This is a genomic window from Desulfuromonas versatilis, assembly GCF_019704135.1.
Classification (GTDB): Bacteria; Desulfobacterota; Desulfuromonadia; order Desulfuromonadales; family NIT-T3; genus Desulfuromonas_A; species Desulfuromonas_A versatilis.
Genome location: NZ_AP024355.1, coordinates 997,911 through 1,013,819, shown reverse-complemented (window position 1 = coordinate 1,013,819; position 15,909 = coordinate 997,911). Strand labels below are relative to the sequence as shown.

Annotated in this window: 13 protein-coding genes and 1 rRNA gene; 3 read left to right on the top strand and 11 right to left on the bottom strand. The window is 62.3% G+C overall.

The genetic code is table 11. The features are described from left to right. The first annotated feature begins 12 nt into the window (after positions 1–12). Positions 13–375, top strand: coding sequence for a response regulator transcription factor (locus DESUT3_RS04450; protein WP_221251252.1), 363 nt, complete (start codon positions 13–15; stop codon positions 373–375). Positions 376–554: 179 nt separating this feature from the next. Here the strand turns inward: DESUT3_RS04450 and DESUT3_RS04445 are convergent. The 3 genes from DESUT3_RS04445 to DESUT3_RS04435 all read right to left on the bottom strand — a co-directional run bounded on the left by DESUT3_RS04445 (position 555) and on the right by DESUT3_RS04435 (position 5,034). Beyond that, positions 555–2,109 (bottom strand): 16S ribosomal RNA (locus tag DESUT3_RS04445). 280 nt (positions 2,110–2,389) lie between these two features. After that, positions 2,390–4,369, bottom strand: a complete 1,980-nt coding sequence (locus tag DESUT3_RS04440; protein ID WP_221251251.1) for a cytochrome-c peroxidase — start codon at positions 4,367–4,369, stop codon at positions 2,390–2,392. Between the two features lie 440 nt (positions 4,370–4,809). After that, the gene (locus DESUT3_RS04435) at positions 4,810–5,034 is read right to left on the bottom strand and encodes a hypothetical protein (RefSeq protein ID WP_221252614.1); all 225 of its coding nucleotides are present in this window, start codon (positions 5,032–5,034) and stop codon (positions 4,810–4,812) included. On the opposite strand from DESUT3_RS04435, the gene DESUT3_RS04430 reads away from it, so the two are divergent. Next, the gene (locus tag DESUT3_RS04430; RefSeq protein WP_221251250.1) at positions 4,939–5,658 is read left to right on the top strand and encodes an MBL fold metallo-hydrolase; all 720 of its coding nucleotides are present in this window, start codon (positions 4,939–4,941) and stop codon (positions 5,656–5,658) included. The two genes, DESUT3_RS04435 and DESUT3_RS04430, sit on opposite strands and share 96 nt — an antisense overlap. 28 nt (positions 5,659–5,686) lie before the next feature. Then, entirely contained in the window at positions 5,687–6,205 is a 519-nt protein-coding gene (locus DESUT3_RS04425; protein WP_221251249.1) for a type 1 glutamine amidotransferase domain-containing protein, read from the top strand. A gap of 86 nt (positions 6,206–6,291) precedes the next feature. On the opposite strand, the gene DESUT3_RS04420 is transcribed toward DESUT3_RS04425, so the two are convergent. From DESUT3_RS04420 to DESUT3_RS04385, 8 genes are all read right to left on the bottom strand, one after another. Then, positions 6,292–7,089 (bottom strand): alpha/beta fold hydrolase, encoded by a 798-nt coding sequence (locus DESUT3_RS04420; RefSeq protein ID WP_221251248.1) that lies wholly within the window; start codon positions 7,087–7,089, stop codon positions 6,292–6,294. Positions 7,090–7,280: 191 nt separating this feature from the next. Next, positions 7,281–8,651: a sigma-54-dependent transcriptional regulator gene (locus DESUT3_RS04415; RefSeq protein WP_221251247.1), complete on the bottom strand. Its 1,371-nt coding sequence runs from the start codon at positions 8,649–8,651 to the stop codon at positions 7,281–7,283. Further along, complete coding sequence (locus DESUT3_RS04410; RefSeq protein ID WP_221251246.1) at positions 8,638–10,140, bottom strand: sensor histidine kinase; 1,503 nt, start codon at positions 10,138–10,140, stop codon at positions 8,638–8,640. Before DESUT3_RS04410 ends, DESUT3_RS04415 begins: the two co-directional genes overlap by 14 nt. 36 nt (positions 10,141–10,176) lie before the next feature. Beyond that, positions 10,177–11,118 carry a transketolase family protein gene (locus tag DESUT3_RS04405; RefSeq protein ID WP_221251245.1) on the bottom strand — a complete coding sequence of 314 codons (942 nt, stop codon included), beginning with the start codon at positions 11,116–11,118 and terminating at the stop codon, positions 10,177–10,179. Between the two features lie 128 nt (positions 11,119–11,246). Continuing rightward, positions 11,247–12,074: a transketolase gene (locus DESUT3_RS04400; RefSeq protein WP_221251244.1), complete on the bottom strand. Its 828-nt coding sequence runs from the start codon at positions 12,072–12,074 to the stop codon at positions 11,247–11,249. Between the two features lie 94 nt (positions 12,075–12,168). Then, positions 12,169–12,705: a hypothetical protein gene (locus tag DESUT3_RS04395; RefSeq protein ID WP_221251243.1), complete on the bottom strand. Its 537-nt coding sequence runs from the start codon at positions 12,703–12,705 to the stop codon at positions 12,169–12,171. Between the two features lie 140 nt (positions 12,706–12,845). Then, positions 12,846–15,254, bottom strand: a complete 2,409-nt coding sequence (locus DESUT3_RS04390) for a homocysteine S-methyltransferase family protein (RefSeq protein ID WP_221251242.1) — start codon at positions 15,252–15,254, stop codon at positions 12,846–12,848. Next, a complete protein-coding gene (locus tag DESUT3_RS04385) occupies positions 15,254–15,904 on the bottom strand; it encodes a GerMN domain-containing protein (RefSeq protein WP_221251241.1) in 651 nt (216 codons plus the stop codon). Before DESUT3_RS04385 ends, DESUT3_RS04390 begins: the two co-directional genes overlap by 1 nt. Positions 15,905–15,909 lie beyond the last annotated feature (5 nt).

The window sequence follows — 15,909 nt, the reverse complement described above, 5'->3', positions numbered from 1 at the left end:
GAGTGAAGCCAGGTGAAGAAAATCCTGATAATCGAGGACCGGCCCGAAATCTGCCTGCTGGTGGAAACGGCCCTGGCCAGATTCGGGCAGGTTTTCCTGCGCTCGGACAATGCCACTCAGGGGGTGGAAATGGCGAAGCGGGAGAAACCCGACCTCATCATTCTCGATCTCATGTTGCCCGGAAGCCTGGACGGCCTCGCGGCCGCCCGCACCCTGAAGCAGTCCGCCGAAACCATGGGTTGCCCGATACTGGCCATGAGCGCAAAAATCTCCGGCGATGAAATCCCCGACTCGCTGGTTGGCTGGGTGGACGATTTCATCGCCAAGCCCTTTGTCCTCAAGGAACTTCAGGAGAAAGCCGAACGCCTGGTTTGAGGAACAGAGGCCCCGCCCGACGCTGCGCCAAAGAAAAACCCGGCCGAATGGGCCGGGTCGGGACTCGCCTGTCATTTCAGAACTGAACAGCCGCGCTTCGACAGGTGGACGGGACCCGCTGCCTGTTCGGCAGCGTAACGTCGGTGCCTCGGCCATTGCTGGCTTCAAAGGCTCCTTAGAAAGGAGGTGATCCAGCCGCAGGTTCCCCTACGGCTACCTTGTTACGACTTCACCCCAGTTACCGACCATACCATAAGCGGCTGCCTCCCGAAGGTTAGCCCACCGATTTCAGGTACAATCGACTCCCGTGGTGTGACGGGCGGTGTGTACAAGGCCCGGGAACGTATTCACCGCGCCATGCTGATGCGCGATTACTAGCGATTCCAACTTCATGGAGTCGAGTTGCAGACTCCAATCCGAACTGAGACCGGCTTTTTGGGATTGGCTCCACCTCGCGGTCTTGCTTCCCTTTGTACCGGCCATTGTAGCACGTGTGTAGCCCTGGACATAAGGGCCATGAGGACTTGACGTCATCCCCACCTTCCTCCGGTTTAACACCGGCAGTCTCCTTAGAGTGCCCAACTTAATGATGGCAACTAAGGACAAGGGTTGCGCTCGTTGCGGGACTTAACCCAACATCTCACGACACGAGCTGACGACAGCCATGCAGCACCTGTCACCGATCCAGCCGAACTGACCCCTATGTTTCCATAGAGTACGATCGGGATGTCAAACCCAGGTAAGGTTCTTCGCGTTGCGTCGAATTAAACCACATGCTCCACCGCTTGTGCGGGCCCCCGTCAATTCCTTTGAGTTTTAGCCTTGCGGCCGTACTCCCCAGGCGGGGTACTTAATGCGTTAGCTTCGGCACCGCAGGGGTCAATACCCGCGACACCTAGTACCCATCGTTTACGGCGTGGACTACCAGGGTATCTAATCCTGTTTGCTCCCCACGCTTTCGCGTCTCAGCGTCAGTATCGGTCCAGGTAGCCGCCTTCGCCACCGGTGTTCCTCCGAATATCTACGGATTTCACCCCTACACTCGGAATTCCACTACCCTCTCCCGTACTCAAGTCATCCAGTTTCCAATGCACTTCCCAGGTTGAGCCCGGGGCTTTCACATCAGACTTAAATGACCGCCTGCACGCGCTTTACGCCCAATAATTCCGAACAACGCTTGCACCCTCCGTATTACCGCGGCTGCTGGCACGGAGTTAGCCGGTGCTTCCTTTGAGGGTACCGTCAGCCCTGCCGGATATTAACCGACAGGGGGTTCTTCCCCTCTGACAGAGCTTTACGACCCGAGGGCCTTCATCACTCACGCGGCGTTGCTGCGTCAGGCTTTCGCCCATTGCGCAAAATTCCCCACTGCTGCCTCCCGTAGGAGTCTGGACCGTGTCTCAGTTCCAGTGTGGCTGATCATCCTCTCAGACCAGCTACCCATCGAAGCCTTGGTAGGCCATTACCCCACCAACTAGCTAATGGGACGCGGACTCATCCGATGACAGTAGGCCCGAAGGTCCCCACCTTTTCCCGCAGGCTCCGAAGAGCCCGTGGGCTTATCCGGTATTAGCACTCCTTTCGGAATGTTATCCCAGATCACCGGGTAGATTATCCACGTGTTACTCACCCGTGCGCCACTTTCCTCACCCCGAAGGGTGATTCACGTTCGACTTGCATGTGTTAAGCACGCCGCCAGCGTTCGTTCTGAGCCAGGATCAAACTCTCCAGTTGATGAACTGTATAGATTGATTCTGTTTTGTCAGATTGACGTCTTTCCCGCCATCTGTCTCAAGCGTCGACTGTTCAGTTTTCAAAGAGCAGACTTCTCCCTCTACATCTACTGTTTCATTATCCCCCCGAACAGGAATTTTGTCAATTTTTCGCATATTTAAGCTAATTAGAGATGCCCGGACAGGTAAGGATCAGGGTAGGTTCGCCCCCAAAAAAGAGGGGCAGGCGGGCCCCCTCCAAGTCCCGCCTGCCCCTTCACTGCATGATCATCGACAAGAACTTAGAAAATTTGGAAGGGCGACTCTAAAAACGGCCCCAGAGGAGGCAGGCCCTGCAGCTGCCGCCCGAATTTGCCGACGGGAGGGATTCGCATCAGGTTGTCCTCGGCCTCGCCGTCCCGGTTGAAATCAAACACGAAGTTTTCATTAAGCAGGTGGCCGTTGGGGACAAACAGTTCCGGATGGTCGAAGGGGGCCTTCTCCCAGCGGACCCGCTCGTCGGTGAGCGCCTTCATAAATGCCACCAGGGCCTTTTCTTCCGCATCCGTCAGACCGAGGGGGACGATGTCCGGATCGAGATTCTCGATGTTTTCCTGGTGGAACCCGAAGGGCGCAAAGGCGCCCTTGTCATAGAATTCCACCACCTGCTCCAGGTTCAGGAAGCCGCCGCTGTGGAAGTAGGGCCCGGTCAGTTCGGCGTTGCGCACCGAGGGCACTTTGAAGGCGCCGTCCACTGCTACCCGCTCGCCGGGAACGATAGGGCCAGGGACTTCAAAATTGTTCGGATCGAAATTGAACTGGTCGATTTTCGGACCATCGACTTCCTGGCGGGCGAAGGAGAGGGGGAACCCGGCCAGATCTGCACCGACACCCAGGTCTTCGGTGGTCTTGCGCACACCGATGTTGTAGAAACCGCCGTCATAGACCGCCACCTGGTTATTCCCCATGACCATGCGCTCGATGGCCTCTTCGTTGCCGTCGGGCTGGTTGGCGCGCAGCCGGACCGAGGCGCCGGTGAACTCGGCACCGTCGTGGCAATTGATGCATCTGCCCTTGGTCAGAAAGACCTCCAGGCCGTGCTTCTCCTGCTCGTTCAGGGCATGGTCATTGCCCGCCGCGAAGTGATCGAAGGGGGTCTGATCGGAGACCAGCGTCGCTTCATAGAGCTGGATGGCCAGGCCCCAGAACAGGGAGAAGTTGGCCTCCATCTGGGTGAAGGCGCCGACGTCCGGGATATTGATCTGGGCGTTGGAAGACCAGTATTTGGGGTGGAAGGCCTTCTGGATCAGGGCCTTGTAGCTGGTATTGAGCCCCTTGCCCGACCAGTGCCGCAACCCGCTCAGGACGCTGTCCTGAAAACTTACCTGCTGTTTGGCCAGCGGCTGTTTGGCCAGCAATTTACGACCGATAAAGGGGAATTTCCTCCCGTCGCAGGACATCTCGAAGGGACTTTCCGGCGGTCCCACCGCCTGAGAGGCGAGGCTGGCGTTTTTCAGGGTGACCTGTACCAGGTTTACGCCGCCGCCGGAGTTGGCGACGTAGATCCCCACGTTGGGATCGACGATCCCCCGCAGGCCCAGGGGGTTCACGCCGTTGAACAGGTTGTTGGCGCGGCCGTCCCAGAAATTGCGGTGATTGAACACGGCGTTGATGACCGAGGGGGTATGCCGGGGCTCGACCCGCCGGGTCTTGACACCCCGGACCTGAAAAATGTCATCCAGAGGGGTGCAAAGCTCGACGCAATCCTCTTCGGGAGCTTTCCAGAGGAAGCGCTTGGTGGTGCACTTGAGGCCATCGAACTGGCGATGGAACACCCCCTGCGAGGAGGCGACGTCGTTGAATTCCCGGGGGAAGAAAAAGTCCTGCTTGTTCAGGGTGTAGTTGGGGCCGCCACCGCCGGTGCGGGTGACGTCGAACAGGGGCGGATCAGGTTCCTCGGGGTCAAGAAGCCCCGGGGTCAGCTGGTTTTTGGCCCGATTGTCGACCCCCGCATGGAAATGACAACTGGCGCAAGCTTGGACTTCGTCGCTGCCCGCCTGCATGTCCCAGAAAAAGGCCTTGCCCAGTTGGATGGCGGCCTGGCGGTCCGTCACGTAGTCATTGAGATCCGGTGGCTCCGGCACCACGACGTTCGCCAAGGGCCCCGGGGCCAGCATCCGCAGGTCCCCATCCGAGAGGGTGCGGCCCGCGAAGGCCGTTGGCGGCAGGCACATCGTCACCGCCAGCAACATTCCAACTACTCGTGCAAGCTGCTTTTTCACGGTCTCCTCCTTTGGTTAAAAGAGGGCATCCAATCACATGTCCAGCTCTGCCCCCTCCTGGCATCAAGACACGGTGATAAATTCTCACCCTTAGGAATTAGCAATCAAATGGCCACCCGGGTCCCTTAAATGATCAGGCCACACCTCAGCCGGACGTTTTTACTTCTAACATCAGGACAACCGTGCGAAAATACTTGAAAGAAAAGCAGGAAGTTTGGCATTTTCTTATGCTGTCTCCCGTTGGCGACAACTAATGCACCAAAAATGCCATTTAATATTTTTGTTAATTTTTCCATGACTTAGCTCAAACCACTGGTTGAGCCTGGGAATCCTATCCCGTATTTTTTGTAAAATTTCCTTACGCTATCCCTGGCGAAGGATTTACACTTTTCACAACACCTGGAAGGCTCAAAAAACATTGGAGACGGGTCGCAATCAAGTCATCCTCTGATGACCGGCAGATGGGTTTCGGGCACGAGCGCTGCGGCCGTTTCGCTCTTGACAATTCCCGTCTTCAAGCTATGGTCATATAGGGCTAAGCCCAGGTTTTCATTGAACTCACCGGGGCTATGAAACTTCGCTTTCTCGGCACCAGAGGACTGCTGGAAGTCGCCAGCCACCGACATCCCCGGCACAGTTCGCTGCTGATTCACAATGGGCAGCATCGGCTGCTGGTCGACTGTGGAGCCGACTGGCGCGAAGACTTCAGGAGTCTAATGCCACAGGCGATCGTGCTCACCCACGCCCATCCCGACCATGCCGACGGACTGAGCGAAGGCGCCCCCTGCCCGGTCTATGCCACCGCCGAAACCTGGGAGGCGCTGGCCGATTATCCCGTGGCAAACCGGGAACTGCTCCATCCCGGCAGGCCGATACTAATTCAAGGGGTTTGGCTGGCCCCCCGGCCGGTGCGCCACTCCCCCAGGGTATCGACCATCGGCCTGCGCATCCGCGGAGACAAGGGCGACTTTTTCTACGCCCCCGACCTGATCGGCATCCCCGGTCCCCGCAGGGCCCTGCAGGGTGTAAGCCTGTACATCGGTGACGGTTCGAGCTTTACCGGTGCGCTGACCAGGGAGGAAAATGGCCAACGCTACGGCCACGCCCCGATTCCCGACCAGCTGCGCTGGTGCGCCGAACAGGGGGTCGCCGAGGCCATTTTCACCCACTGCGGCGAAGAAATCGTCGCAGGAGACGAAGCGCAGGCGATCAGCGAACTCGAAACCTGGGGTCGCAAGTTCGGGGTGCGGGCCCGCCTGGCCTTTCACGGTCTGGAACTGGACTGGTAGTCCCCGATTTATTTCAGAGGAGCAGGCGATGGAACTGGATGGGAAAAAGATTGCAGTGCTGGCCGAAGATCTCTACGAGGACCTGGAACTCTGGTACCCGGTGCTGAGGTTTCGCGAAGCGGGAGCGGAGGTCACCATCGTCGGTCCCGAGAAAAAGGAGTACACCTCCAAGAACGGTTACCCGGTCAAGGCCGACGTGGCCGCCGACCAGGTGCGGGCGGCCGACTTCGACGCGGTGATCGTCCCCGGCGGGTATGCCCCGGACCGGATGCGCCGCCACCGGGTGATGGTCGACCTGGTGCGGGAGGCCGCCGAGCAGGGCAAGGTGGTCGCCGCCATCTGTCACGGCGGCTGGATGCTCTCCTCTGCCGGGATCGTCAAGGGGCGGCAGATGACGGGCTTTTTCGCCATCCGCGACGACATGGTGCATGCCGGGGCCGAATTCTTCGACCGTGAAGTGGTCCGCGACGGCAACCTGATCACCTCGCGCATCCCCAAGGATCTGCCCGCCTTCTGCCGAACCATCCTCGAGGCCCTCGCCGGCTGAACCGCAACTCCGCGGCCACCAGAATTTTCGCGCATCCGCTGCGGATGCGCTTTTTTCATCCGCCAGCCGATTCGGGACCGCCGTCCTCAGAGCCTCAGCCCCTGCAGGAACTCGAGCAGACACTCGTTGAAGGCGTCGGGGCGCTCCAGGTTGACCATGTGCCCCGCCCCGGTGATCAGACAGCGGCGCGCCCCCGGTATCCCTGCAGCGAGGACCCGGCTCTGTTCCACCGGCACCGCGCGATCCTTTTCGGCGCCGATGACCAGGGCCGGTATCCGGAAACCTGGCAGCCGCTCGGTATAATCAGGACGGTCCCGCATGGCCAGCATCCCGCCCGCCAGCCCCTGGGGGTCGGTCTGCCGCATCCAGCTTGTCACCCGATCCACCAGTTGCGGGTTCTCCTCCAGGGTCTGCTCGGCAAACAGCAGGTCGGCAAAGGTCTCTTCCACCACGCCCCGCTGCCCGGCCAGGGCCTGCTCGGCCATGATTGTGCGCTTGGAGCGTCCCGCGTCGTCATCCGCGCCGGCCCGGGTAACAAGGAACATGGCTGCGACCAGTCGCTCGGGGTGGCGCTCCAGAAGGTTCAGTAGGACATATCCCCCCATGGACATGCCGCCAACCGCCGCCCGCCGGATCCCCAGCCGGTCCAGAAGGGCGATCAGGTCGTCGGCGAACCTGGCCATCGAATACCCCTCTGCAGGCGCTTCGCTCTCACCAAACCCCCGCAAATCCGGGGTAATGACCCGAAACCCGGCCCCTGCCAGGGCGGCGCGTTGCGGAGACCACATGTTTCGGTTCAAGGGATAGCCGTGAACCAGCAGAACGGCCGGCCCAGAGCCGGCCTCCTCATAGGCCAGACTGACACCGTCAATAGAGTAGCGCATGCATACCTCCTTTCCGAAACCGCCCCCGAAACCGGCTCGATGGAACTCCTGCGAAATTCCGTCAACCCAACCGGCCGGCGATCATGTCCAAGTTTATCCCAGAAACGGCTCGCCGTCGCACCCGGCAAACGCAAAAAGGGGCCGAAGCCCCTTTTTGCCGCTGCAACGAACCTATGTGAAAGATAAAGGAATTACAGGAAGCCGAACTTCTTCATCCGGTAGCGGAAGGCATCGATCCCGAGGTTGAGCTTTTTCGCCGCCTTGGACTGGTTGCCGTCGGAAACCTCCAGCGACTGGCGGATCAGCTCACGCTCCACATCCTCGATGTCGATCCCTTCGGGGGGGAGATTGAAGCTGATGGGCCCAGCCCCGGTGCCCCTGGTTTTGGCGACGATTTCCTGGGGCAGGTGCTCGAGCAGCAGGGTCTCCTCGTTCTCGAGAATGATCGCCCGTTCGATGATGTTCTTCAGTTCGCGGATATTGCCCGGCCAGCTGTAATCGACCAGGAACTTCTCGGCCATTTTGGAGATGCTTTTCACCCCCTTGGCGAATTCCCGGTTGAAATGATTGATGAAATGCTGGGCCAGGGGGATGATGTCCTCGCGCCGCTCGCGCAGCGCCGGCAGGTAGATGGGAATGACCTGGATGCGGTAATAGAGGTCGGTGCGGAAGGTCCCCTCCTCCATCGCCTTGACCAGGTCCTTGTTGGTGGCGGAGATGATGCGCACATCGACGTGGACATCCTTGGTGCCGCCGATGCGCCGGAAGCTGCGCTCCTCGAGCACCCGCAGCAGCTTGGCCTGCATCCCCATTTCCATGTCACCGATCTCGTCGAGGAACAGGGTCCCGCCGTCGGCCATTTCAAAGAGGCCCTTCTTCTGGGCCTTGGCGTCGGTGAAGGCGCCCTTTTCATGCCCCATCAACTCGCTCTCGAGCAGGGTCTCGGGCACGGCCGCGCAGTTGATGGCCATGAAGGGCTGATCGGCGCGGGCACTCTCATAGTGGATGGCCTTGGCGATCAGCTCCTTGCCGGTGCCGCTTTCGCCCTGGATCAGGATGGTGCTGGCGTCGCTGCGGGCAACTTTCTCGACCATGGTCAGCACGTTCTTCATGTGCCGGCTCTCGCCGATGATGTTGGCAACGCCGTACTTGCGGGTCTGCTGGGATCGCAGGTGCGCCACTTCGCGCTTGAGCTCCCCGGTCTCCAGGGCCTTCTTGATGACGATGGCCAGTTCGTCCAGGTTGAAGGGCTTGTTGATGTAATCGTAGGCCCCCATGCGCATCGCCTTGACCGCGGTCTCCAGCACGCCGAGCGCGGTGACCATGATGACGATCACCTCCTCGTCCATCTCCTTGATCCGCTCGAGCACATCCAGCCCGTTGATGCCTGGGAGCTGAATGTCGAGCAGCACCAGGTCCGGGGCGTCTTCCCGGACCAGTTTCAGGGCATCCTCGCCGCTGCCGGCGGTGACGACCTCGTACCCCTGCTTCTTCAGGTTCTGCTCAAGGGACCAGCGAATCAGATGCTCGTCGTCGACAACCAGAATCCTATGATGGCGCACCGTTGTCCCCTTTCATGGCATTTAATTGCCCTTCGGCTGCGGGCAGCTCTATGGTGAAGGTCGTCCCCTCGCCAACCTTGCTTTCCACCCGGATCGACCCGCCGTGCTGCTCGAGCAGCTGCCGGCAGATGGGCAGACCCAGGCCGGTCCCCTGCGTCTTCGTCGTGAAAAAGGGTACGAAGATCTTTTCCAGTTCCTCGGCAGGGATGCCTTTGCCCGAATCGGTCACCTGCACCCTGCCGAAAGACTTTCCATCGTGGCGAATCCCGTCGGTCTGCACCAGCAGGGTCCCGCCGTCACTCATAGCCTGGATGGCGTTGATGATGATGTTGAACAGCACCTGCTGGATCTGCTTCTGGTCGGCCCAGACGAGCGGCATGTCCCGGGTCAGTTCCTTAACCCGATGGATGTTGCGCGCCTCGGGGTGCTGGGCGACGAAAAACAGGGTGTTCTTCACCAGCGCGTTGAGATCGACGTAACCGAACTCGGGTTTGCCCGGTCGGCCGAAATACAACAGGTCGGTGGCCGTTTTGTTGAGCCGGGCGATCTGTTCCAGAACCTGGCTGACGATCTCCCGGCGTGGGTCGGCGGGGTCGAAATCATCGGCCAAAACCGAGATCGCGCTGCTGATCCCCGCCAGAGGGTTTTTGATTTCATGGGCGATGCCCGTGGCCATCTCCCCCACCGAGGCCAGCCGGTCGGCTCGCTCCATCTGCTGGTAATGGTAATGCTCGAGCTCCTTGCGGGCCCTCTGCAGCTTGTTGACCATCGAGTTGAAACTGCGCATCAGGCTCCCCATTTCGTCCGAGGAGCGCGGGAAGGTGCGCACGGTCAGGTCTCCAGCCTCCACCTGGGCCATGCGGTTGGCCAGGATCTGCATGGGGCGCTTGACCAGCCGCAAAAGGATGAACGAGCCGCTGGCCGACAGCAGGATGATGATGACAATGGTCGACAACATGAAAAACTGCGAAGAGTCTCGCAGTTTGGATGCCGTGTCGGCGAGCGAGTAGTTGACCTGCAAAACCCCGAGCACCTGGTTGCCGGAGCGATGGCAGAAAGCGCAGCGCTGCTCCGCCAGGATCGGCTTGACGATCCCCAGGACTTCCTGGCCGCTGCTGCGGAAGATGCCGACCAGGTTTTTTCCCCGGAACAATTCCAGGTCATCCCGACCCACCCGCGTGCCGATCTCCTCCGGGCGGGCCGAGCGCAGGATCCTCCCATCGGGGTGGAAAATCCTGACGTCGGAGAGGTTATGGTTGCGCCCCACCATTTCGAGAATGGTCTGCACCTCGGCGCTGTTGCCGACCTGCATGGAATTGAAGATCGACTTTTCCACCGTGGACAGCAGCAGCTCGGCGCTCTGGCGGGTCGAACTGATCAGGTGGCGCTGCTCGCGGTTGATGTGAAACAGCGTAAACGTCCCGATCCCCACGGTCAGCAGGAGAATGTTCAGCAGAATGACCCGGCTGATGAGACTTTTGAAAATCAACGCCGCTCCCTGGTACCCATCGGCCGGGGCCGGAGGTTATTTCTTTTTCTGCAATACCCGCTCGGCCGCCTCGACGAGGTGCCCGGCGGTCAACCCGTAGTGGGCGAGCAGTTCTTCGGCGGTTCCCGACTGACCGAACACATCCCGCAGCCCGACCCGTTCCACCGGCACCGGGTAACCCTCGGAGAGCACCTCGCAAACCGCCCCGCCCAGACCACCGACCACCGAATGCTCCTCGGCGGTGACCACGGCGCCGGTTTCCCGGGCGGCCTTGAGCACCAGGTCGACATCGAGGGGTTTGATGCTGCCCAGGTGCACCACGCGGGCGGAGACATTCCCTTCCTCAAGGATTTTCGCGGCGTCCAGCGCCTGGGCGGTCATCAGCCCAGTGGTGATGAAAGTCAGGTCGCTGCCATCGCGCAGGGTGGCGCCCCGGCCGATGGCGAAATCACATCCCCCCTCGAAAACCACGGGGACCTTCGAACGCCCCAGGCGGATGTAGACCGGCCCATGGTAGGCCGCAGCGGCACGGATGGCGGCCGCGGTTTCCGGGCCGTCGGCCGGGCAGAGCACGGTCATGTTGGGCAGGGCGCGCATGATCGCCAGGTCCTCCACCGACTGGTGGCTGCCGCCGTCCTCGCCAACGGTGATGCCGCCATGGGTGGCCACCACCTTGACGTTGAGTTTGGGATAGGCCAGCGACTGGCGGATCTGTTCGAAGGCCCTCCCGGCGGCGAACACCGCGAAGGTGGAGGCGAAGGGGATCATCCCTCCGGCGGCCAGCCCGGCGGCCATGCCTACCATGTTGGCTTCGGCGATGCCGGCGTTGAAAAAGCGTTCGGGGAATTCCTTGCCGAACATGGCGGTTTTGGTCGAACCGGAGAGGTCGGCGTCGAGCGCCACCACCCGGGAGTTCTCACGCCCCAGCTCAACCAGGGCCTTGCCGTACGCATCGCGCGTTGCGATCATTTCAGACATAAAAAATCCGTAATTGGTGATTCGTGACTCGTAATTGGTAAACGCAAAACCCCTGAAGCAGCACATGGTCATGGTGAATGGGAAGGTTTTTCAGCCAACCACCAGTCACCGGCAACCAGTTACCGATATCAGGAATGTCCCAGATGCTCGAGGGCCTGGCTGAGTTCCTCGTCGCTGGGCGGCACGCCATGGTAGCTCGCCTTGTGCTCGAAGAACGGCACCCCCTTGCCCTTTATGGTCCGGGCGATGATCATGGTCGGCTGACCTTCGGTGCGCTCGGCATCGTCCAGGGCACGGGCGATGGCCTGGATGTCGTGGCCATCCACCTCGAGCACGTGCCAGTTGAAGCCGAGAAACTTCGGTCCCAGCGGGCCGACGTTCATGACCTTGGCGACCTCGCCGTCGATCTGCAGCCCGTTCATGTCGAGGATCGCGCAGAGGTTGTCGAGCTTGAAATGGGCCGCGGCCATGGCCGCTTCCCAGACCTGTCCTTCCTGCACCTCGCCGTCGCCGAGCAGGGTATAGACCCGCGAGGACTTGCCCGAGAGGCGCAGCGCCATGGCCAGCCCCACCGCCTGGGACAGCCCCTGGCCGAGCGAGCCGGTGCAGACGTCGACGCCGGGGGTCTTGTTCATGTCCGGGTGCCCCTGGAGATGGCTGCCGAGCCGGCGCAGGGTCTTCAGATCGTCCCGGGAGAAGTAGCCGGCCTCGGCGAGGCAGGCATAAAGGGCGGGAGCGGCGTGTCCCTTGGAAAGGACGAAGCGGTCCCGGTCCTCCCAGCGCGGATTGCTCGGGTCGTGGCGCATCTGGTGAAAATACAGAACGGTCATGACATCGATGGCGGAGAGACTTCCGCCGGTATGCCCGGACCTGGCCGAATTGAGCATCTTAAGGATCTCAACCCGCAACTGGCGGGCGGTCGCTTCCAGGTCGAGGACGGCGTCTTCATTCAGCATGAAACAGCTACTCCCTTGTTGTTCTCTGGCCCCGGATAAAGGGCCGGTGGTTGGCCGCGGTTGCGGCTGATGGGCGAATTCTGCCCGAATCGGCCTACTTGTGGTCTTCGCCCACGAGGTAGGAGAGAATGATATCGTCGAGGCTCATTTCCGGGGCCTTTTCAGCGGCTTTTTCCTTGGCCGGCTCCGCCTTGGCGGGAGCGGGACCTGCCGCAACCGGCCGGGAAGGCGTTTGGCGAGCCGGCGGGGGTTCCGCCGAAGGCCGGGGGCCGGCAGCGGGGCCGGCAGCATCGGCCTCGGCCGGAGCCGGCTGGTCGACCGGGGGCGGGGGGGTCTTTTCCCTGGCAGGGGCCGGTACCTTGGCGAGGCTGGCTTCGATCCTGCTGTCGAACTCCCCGTTTTTGAGCCGTCGGAGCATGTCTTTGTGCTGCTCCTTCATCAGCTCCTCGACCACCCGGTCGAGATTGTTCACCTTGTCGAGATCGGCATAGGAGGTCTTTTTCGAGGCCAGTATGGTCCCGCCCCGATAGAGAAGGGTGACAATCTGCGGGTTTTTCCGCCCGCCGTCTTCGGTCTGTACGTGGAAGACCTCCCCCCTGTAGCGGAAATTGTGATTGAACCCTACGACCATGCCAAGCCCTTAAAAACGGTGAAAAATTGGTCTATTGTTAGCACAGTACGCGAAATGGCGCAAGACGCAAACTGGGGGATGAACAGGGGGAAAAGTTCGAGGTTCGAGGTTCGAGGTTTCCACCCCCTGCTCCCAAACCTTCAGCCCCTCTTCCCTGCCAGCAACGCCTTGACCTTGGCCACCGCCTCCAGGGCGTCGGCGGCATAGAGGTCGGCGCCGATGCTGTCGGCGTAGTCCTGGGTGACCACCGCGCCGCCGACCATGGTGAACACCTCGACCCCGGCCTCGCGCAGCCGGCCGATGGTCACCTCCATCTGGTTCAGGGTGGTGGTCATCAGTGCCGAAAGCCCCACGGCGTCGACCTTGCGGGCGAGGGACTGTTCGAGGATGCGCTCGGCGGGAACGTTCTTGCCCAGGTCGAAGACCTCGAAACCGTGATTTTCCAACAGGGTGCAGACGATGTTTTTGCCGATGTCGTGGATGTCCCCCTCGACGGTGGCCATGAGGATCCGCCCCAGGCTGGCCCCCTCCCCGGCCTTCATTTCCTGCTTGAGTCGCCGGAAAGCGGCCTGCATGGTCTCGGCCGAGAGCATGACCTGGGGGAGGAAAATCTGCTTTTTACCGAAACGTCGGCCGACCTCCTCGAGCCCGGGAAGCAGCCCCTCGTTGCTGACCTCCATGGGCGAGAGCCCCTGACCCAGGGCCTGCTCGACCAGCCCGGCGACGTTTTCCACGTCCCCCTCGATGACCGCCGCGGCCAGCTGCTCGCGAAAGCCCAGGGAGGTGCCGGCCGCCGCCGGAGCCGCCGGGGCGGCGCTCACCCCGCCGTAGCTGGCGATGTACTCCTCGGCGCGCTGGTCCTGCCCGAGCAGGACCAGGGCAGCGCGAAATGCGTCCATCATCCGCTCTTCCTTGGGGTTGATGATGGCCGCATCGAGCCCGGCCTCGAGAGCCATGGCGAAGAAGGTCGAGGAGAGGATCGGCCGACAGGGCAGGCCGAAGGAGATGTTGCTGACCCCCAGCACCGTGGCGAGCCCCAACTCGGTCTTGACGCCGCGCAGCGCCGCCAGGGTTTCCCGGGCCTGCTTCTGCTCCGCGGATACGGTCAGGCTCAGGCAGTCGATGACCACGTCCTCCCGGGGCAGTCCTGCGGCAAGGGCCGCCTCCAGGATGCGCCGCGCCACCGCCGTGCGGCCCTCGGCGCTCTGGGGAATCCCCTGCTCGTCGAGGGCCAGGCCGATGACCGCCGCGCCGTATTTGCGGGCCAGCGGCAAAATGGCCCGCAGGCTCTTCTGTTCGCCGGAAACCGAGTTGATCAGGACCTTGCCGTCGGCGGCCTTGAGGGCGCGCTCGAGAGCTTCGGGATCGGAAGAGTCGATCACCAGCGGCGCCGAGGCGATGCCGGTGACGGCGAACACCGCCCGCTCCAGGGCTGCCGGTTCGTCGACGCCGGGGGCGCCGCAGTTCACATCCAGCAGGGTCGCGCCGGCGGCCATCTGCTCCTGGGCCTCGCGGCGGATGTAGGCGGTCTTGCCTTCGCGCAGCTCCTGGCTGTAGAGCTTTTTGCCGGTGGGGTTGATGCGCTCGCCGATGACCGCGCAGGGCGCCCCGCCCCCCAGCGGCACCACGGCGCTGCGCGAGGAGAGATAGCCGCGCCGCGGCGGCGGGGACCAGGAGTGGTCGCGCCCCTGCAGGGCGTCGCGGATCGCCCGGATGTGGGCCGGGGTGGTGCCGCAGCAGCCGCCGATCACCCGCACCCCCAGGGCGATCATCCGCTCGTGAAAAGCGGTCATCTCCTCCGGCGAAGCGGGAAAGACGGTCTTGCCGTCGCGCAGCACCGGCAGCCCGGCGTTGGCCTGGGAGATCAGCGGCAGCGAGGTCACCGCGCGCATCTTCTCCAGCAGGGCGAAAATGCCTTCGGGGCCAAGGCCGCAGTTGGACCCGACCAGGTCGGCGCCGAGGGCCTCGAGGGTCACCGCCGCGGCTTCCGGCGGGGTGCCGAGCACCGAGCGGCCGCCGTCGTCGAAGGTCATCTGGGCGATGACCGGCAGCTTGGAGAATTCGCGGCAGGCCACCACCGCGGCCCGAAGTTCGCGGATATCGAGGAAGGTTTCGCAGGTGATCAGGTCCGCGCCGGCTTCGGCAAAAGCCGCCACCTGCTCGCCAAAGACCTCGACCATTTCGTCGAAACCGGCGTCGCCGATCGGCTCCAGAAAGCGGCCGGTAGGGCCGATGGAGGCCCCGACCAGCCGTTCGCTGCCGGCGGCGCGCCGGGCGATCTCCACCCCCAGGCGGTTGACCTCCGCGGTCCGGCCCTCCAGGCCGTAATGGGCCAGCTTCAATCGGTTGCCCCCGAAGGTGTTGGTGACGATGATGTCGGCGCCGGCCTCAACGTATTCGCGGTGGATGCCCTCCACCACCCCGGCGGCCGCCAGATTCATCTCCTCGGGGCAGCCACCCGGTTTCAACCCCCGCTCCTGCAGCAGGGTCCCCATGGCGCCATCGAGCACCAGTACACGTTCTTGGATCGCTTTGATGAAATCGGCCATTACTGAGCTTTCTCCAGAGGTTCGGCAGGTTGATTCTCGAGCAGTTCCCGGGTGGCGTCGGTGGGTTCGGCCTTCGGGGTGGGACGCACGAAGCTGAAATCGGCAGGAATCGGCTCGCGCAGGTCGACATGCCCCTTGAGCGTGTCGGCTCCCTGCCCCTCCACCAGCACACGCACCTGGCGGATGTGGGGAAAATTGACGGCCAGCGTATCGGCCAGACCATAGACCGTCAGCAGCTCCGAAACGCTCCCGCCGGGATGCCCGCTCACCAGGTCGCTGCTGAAGTCGACGGTGGCGGTAGCCTCATCGACCTGCACCCCACGGACCACGGCCCGCCGGGGAAACAGCGGCACCAGGTCCCCGGAGGGGCCGGCCACAAGGGCCTGGACAATGCCCTGCAGGCACTCCGGCTCGGCAGTGCACCCCTCGATCTCCCTGGCCTCGGCCACCAGCAGATTGCCGCCCTGGTCCCCGAAATAGAGGATGACCTCGCGCAGCTGGCGCGGCGCCTCGGCGGTCGGGGGAGGGACGGCGCCCGGCGCCGCGGGTGGGCGCCCGAAGTACTTGAGCCCGGCGAGGATGCTGAACGCCACCAGGACGAGCAGAAAGCAGACCAGCAGAATTCGATCGCTGAAGGGATGGCCTCTCATGGGGT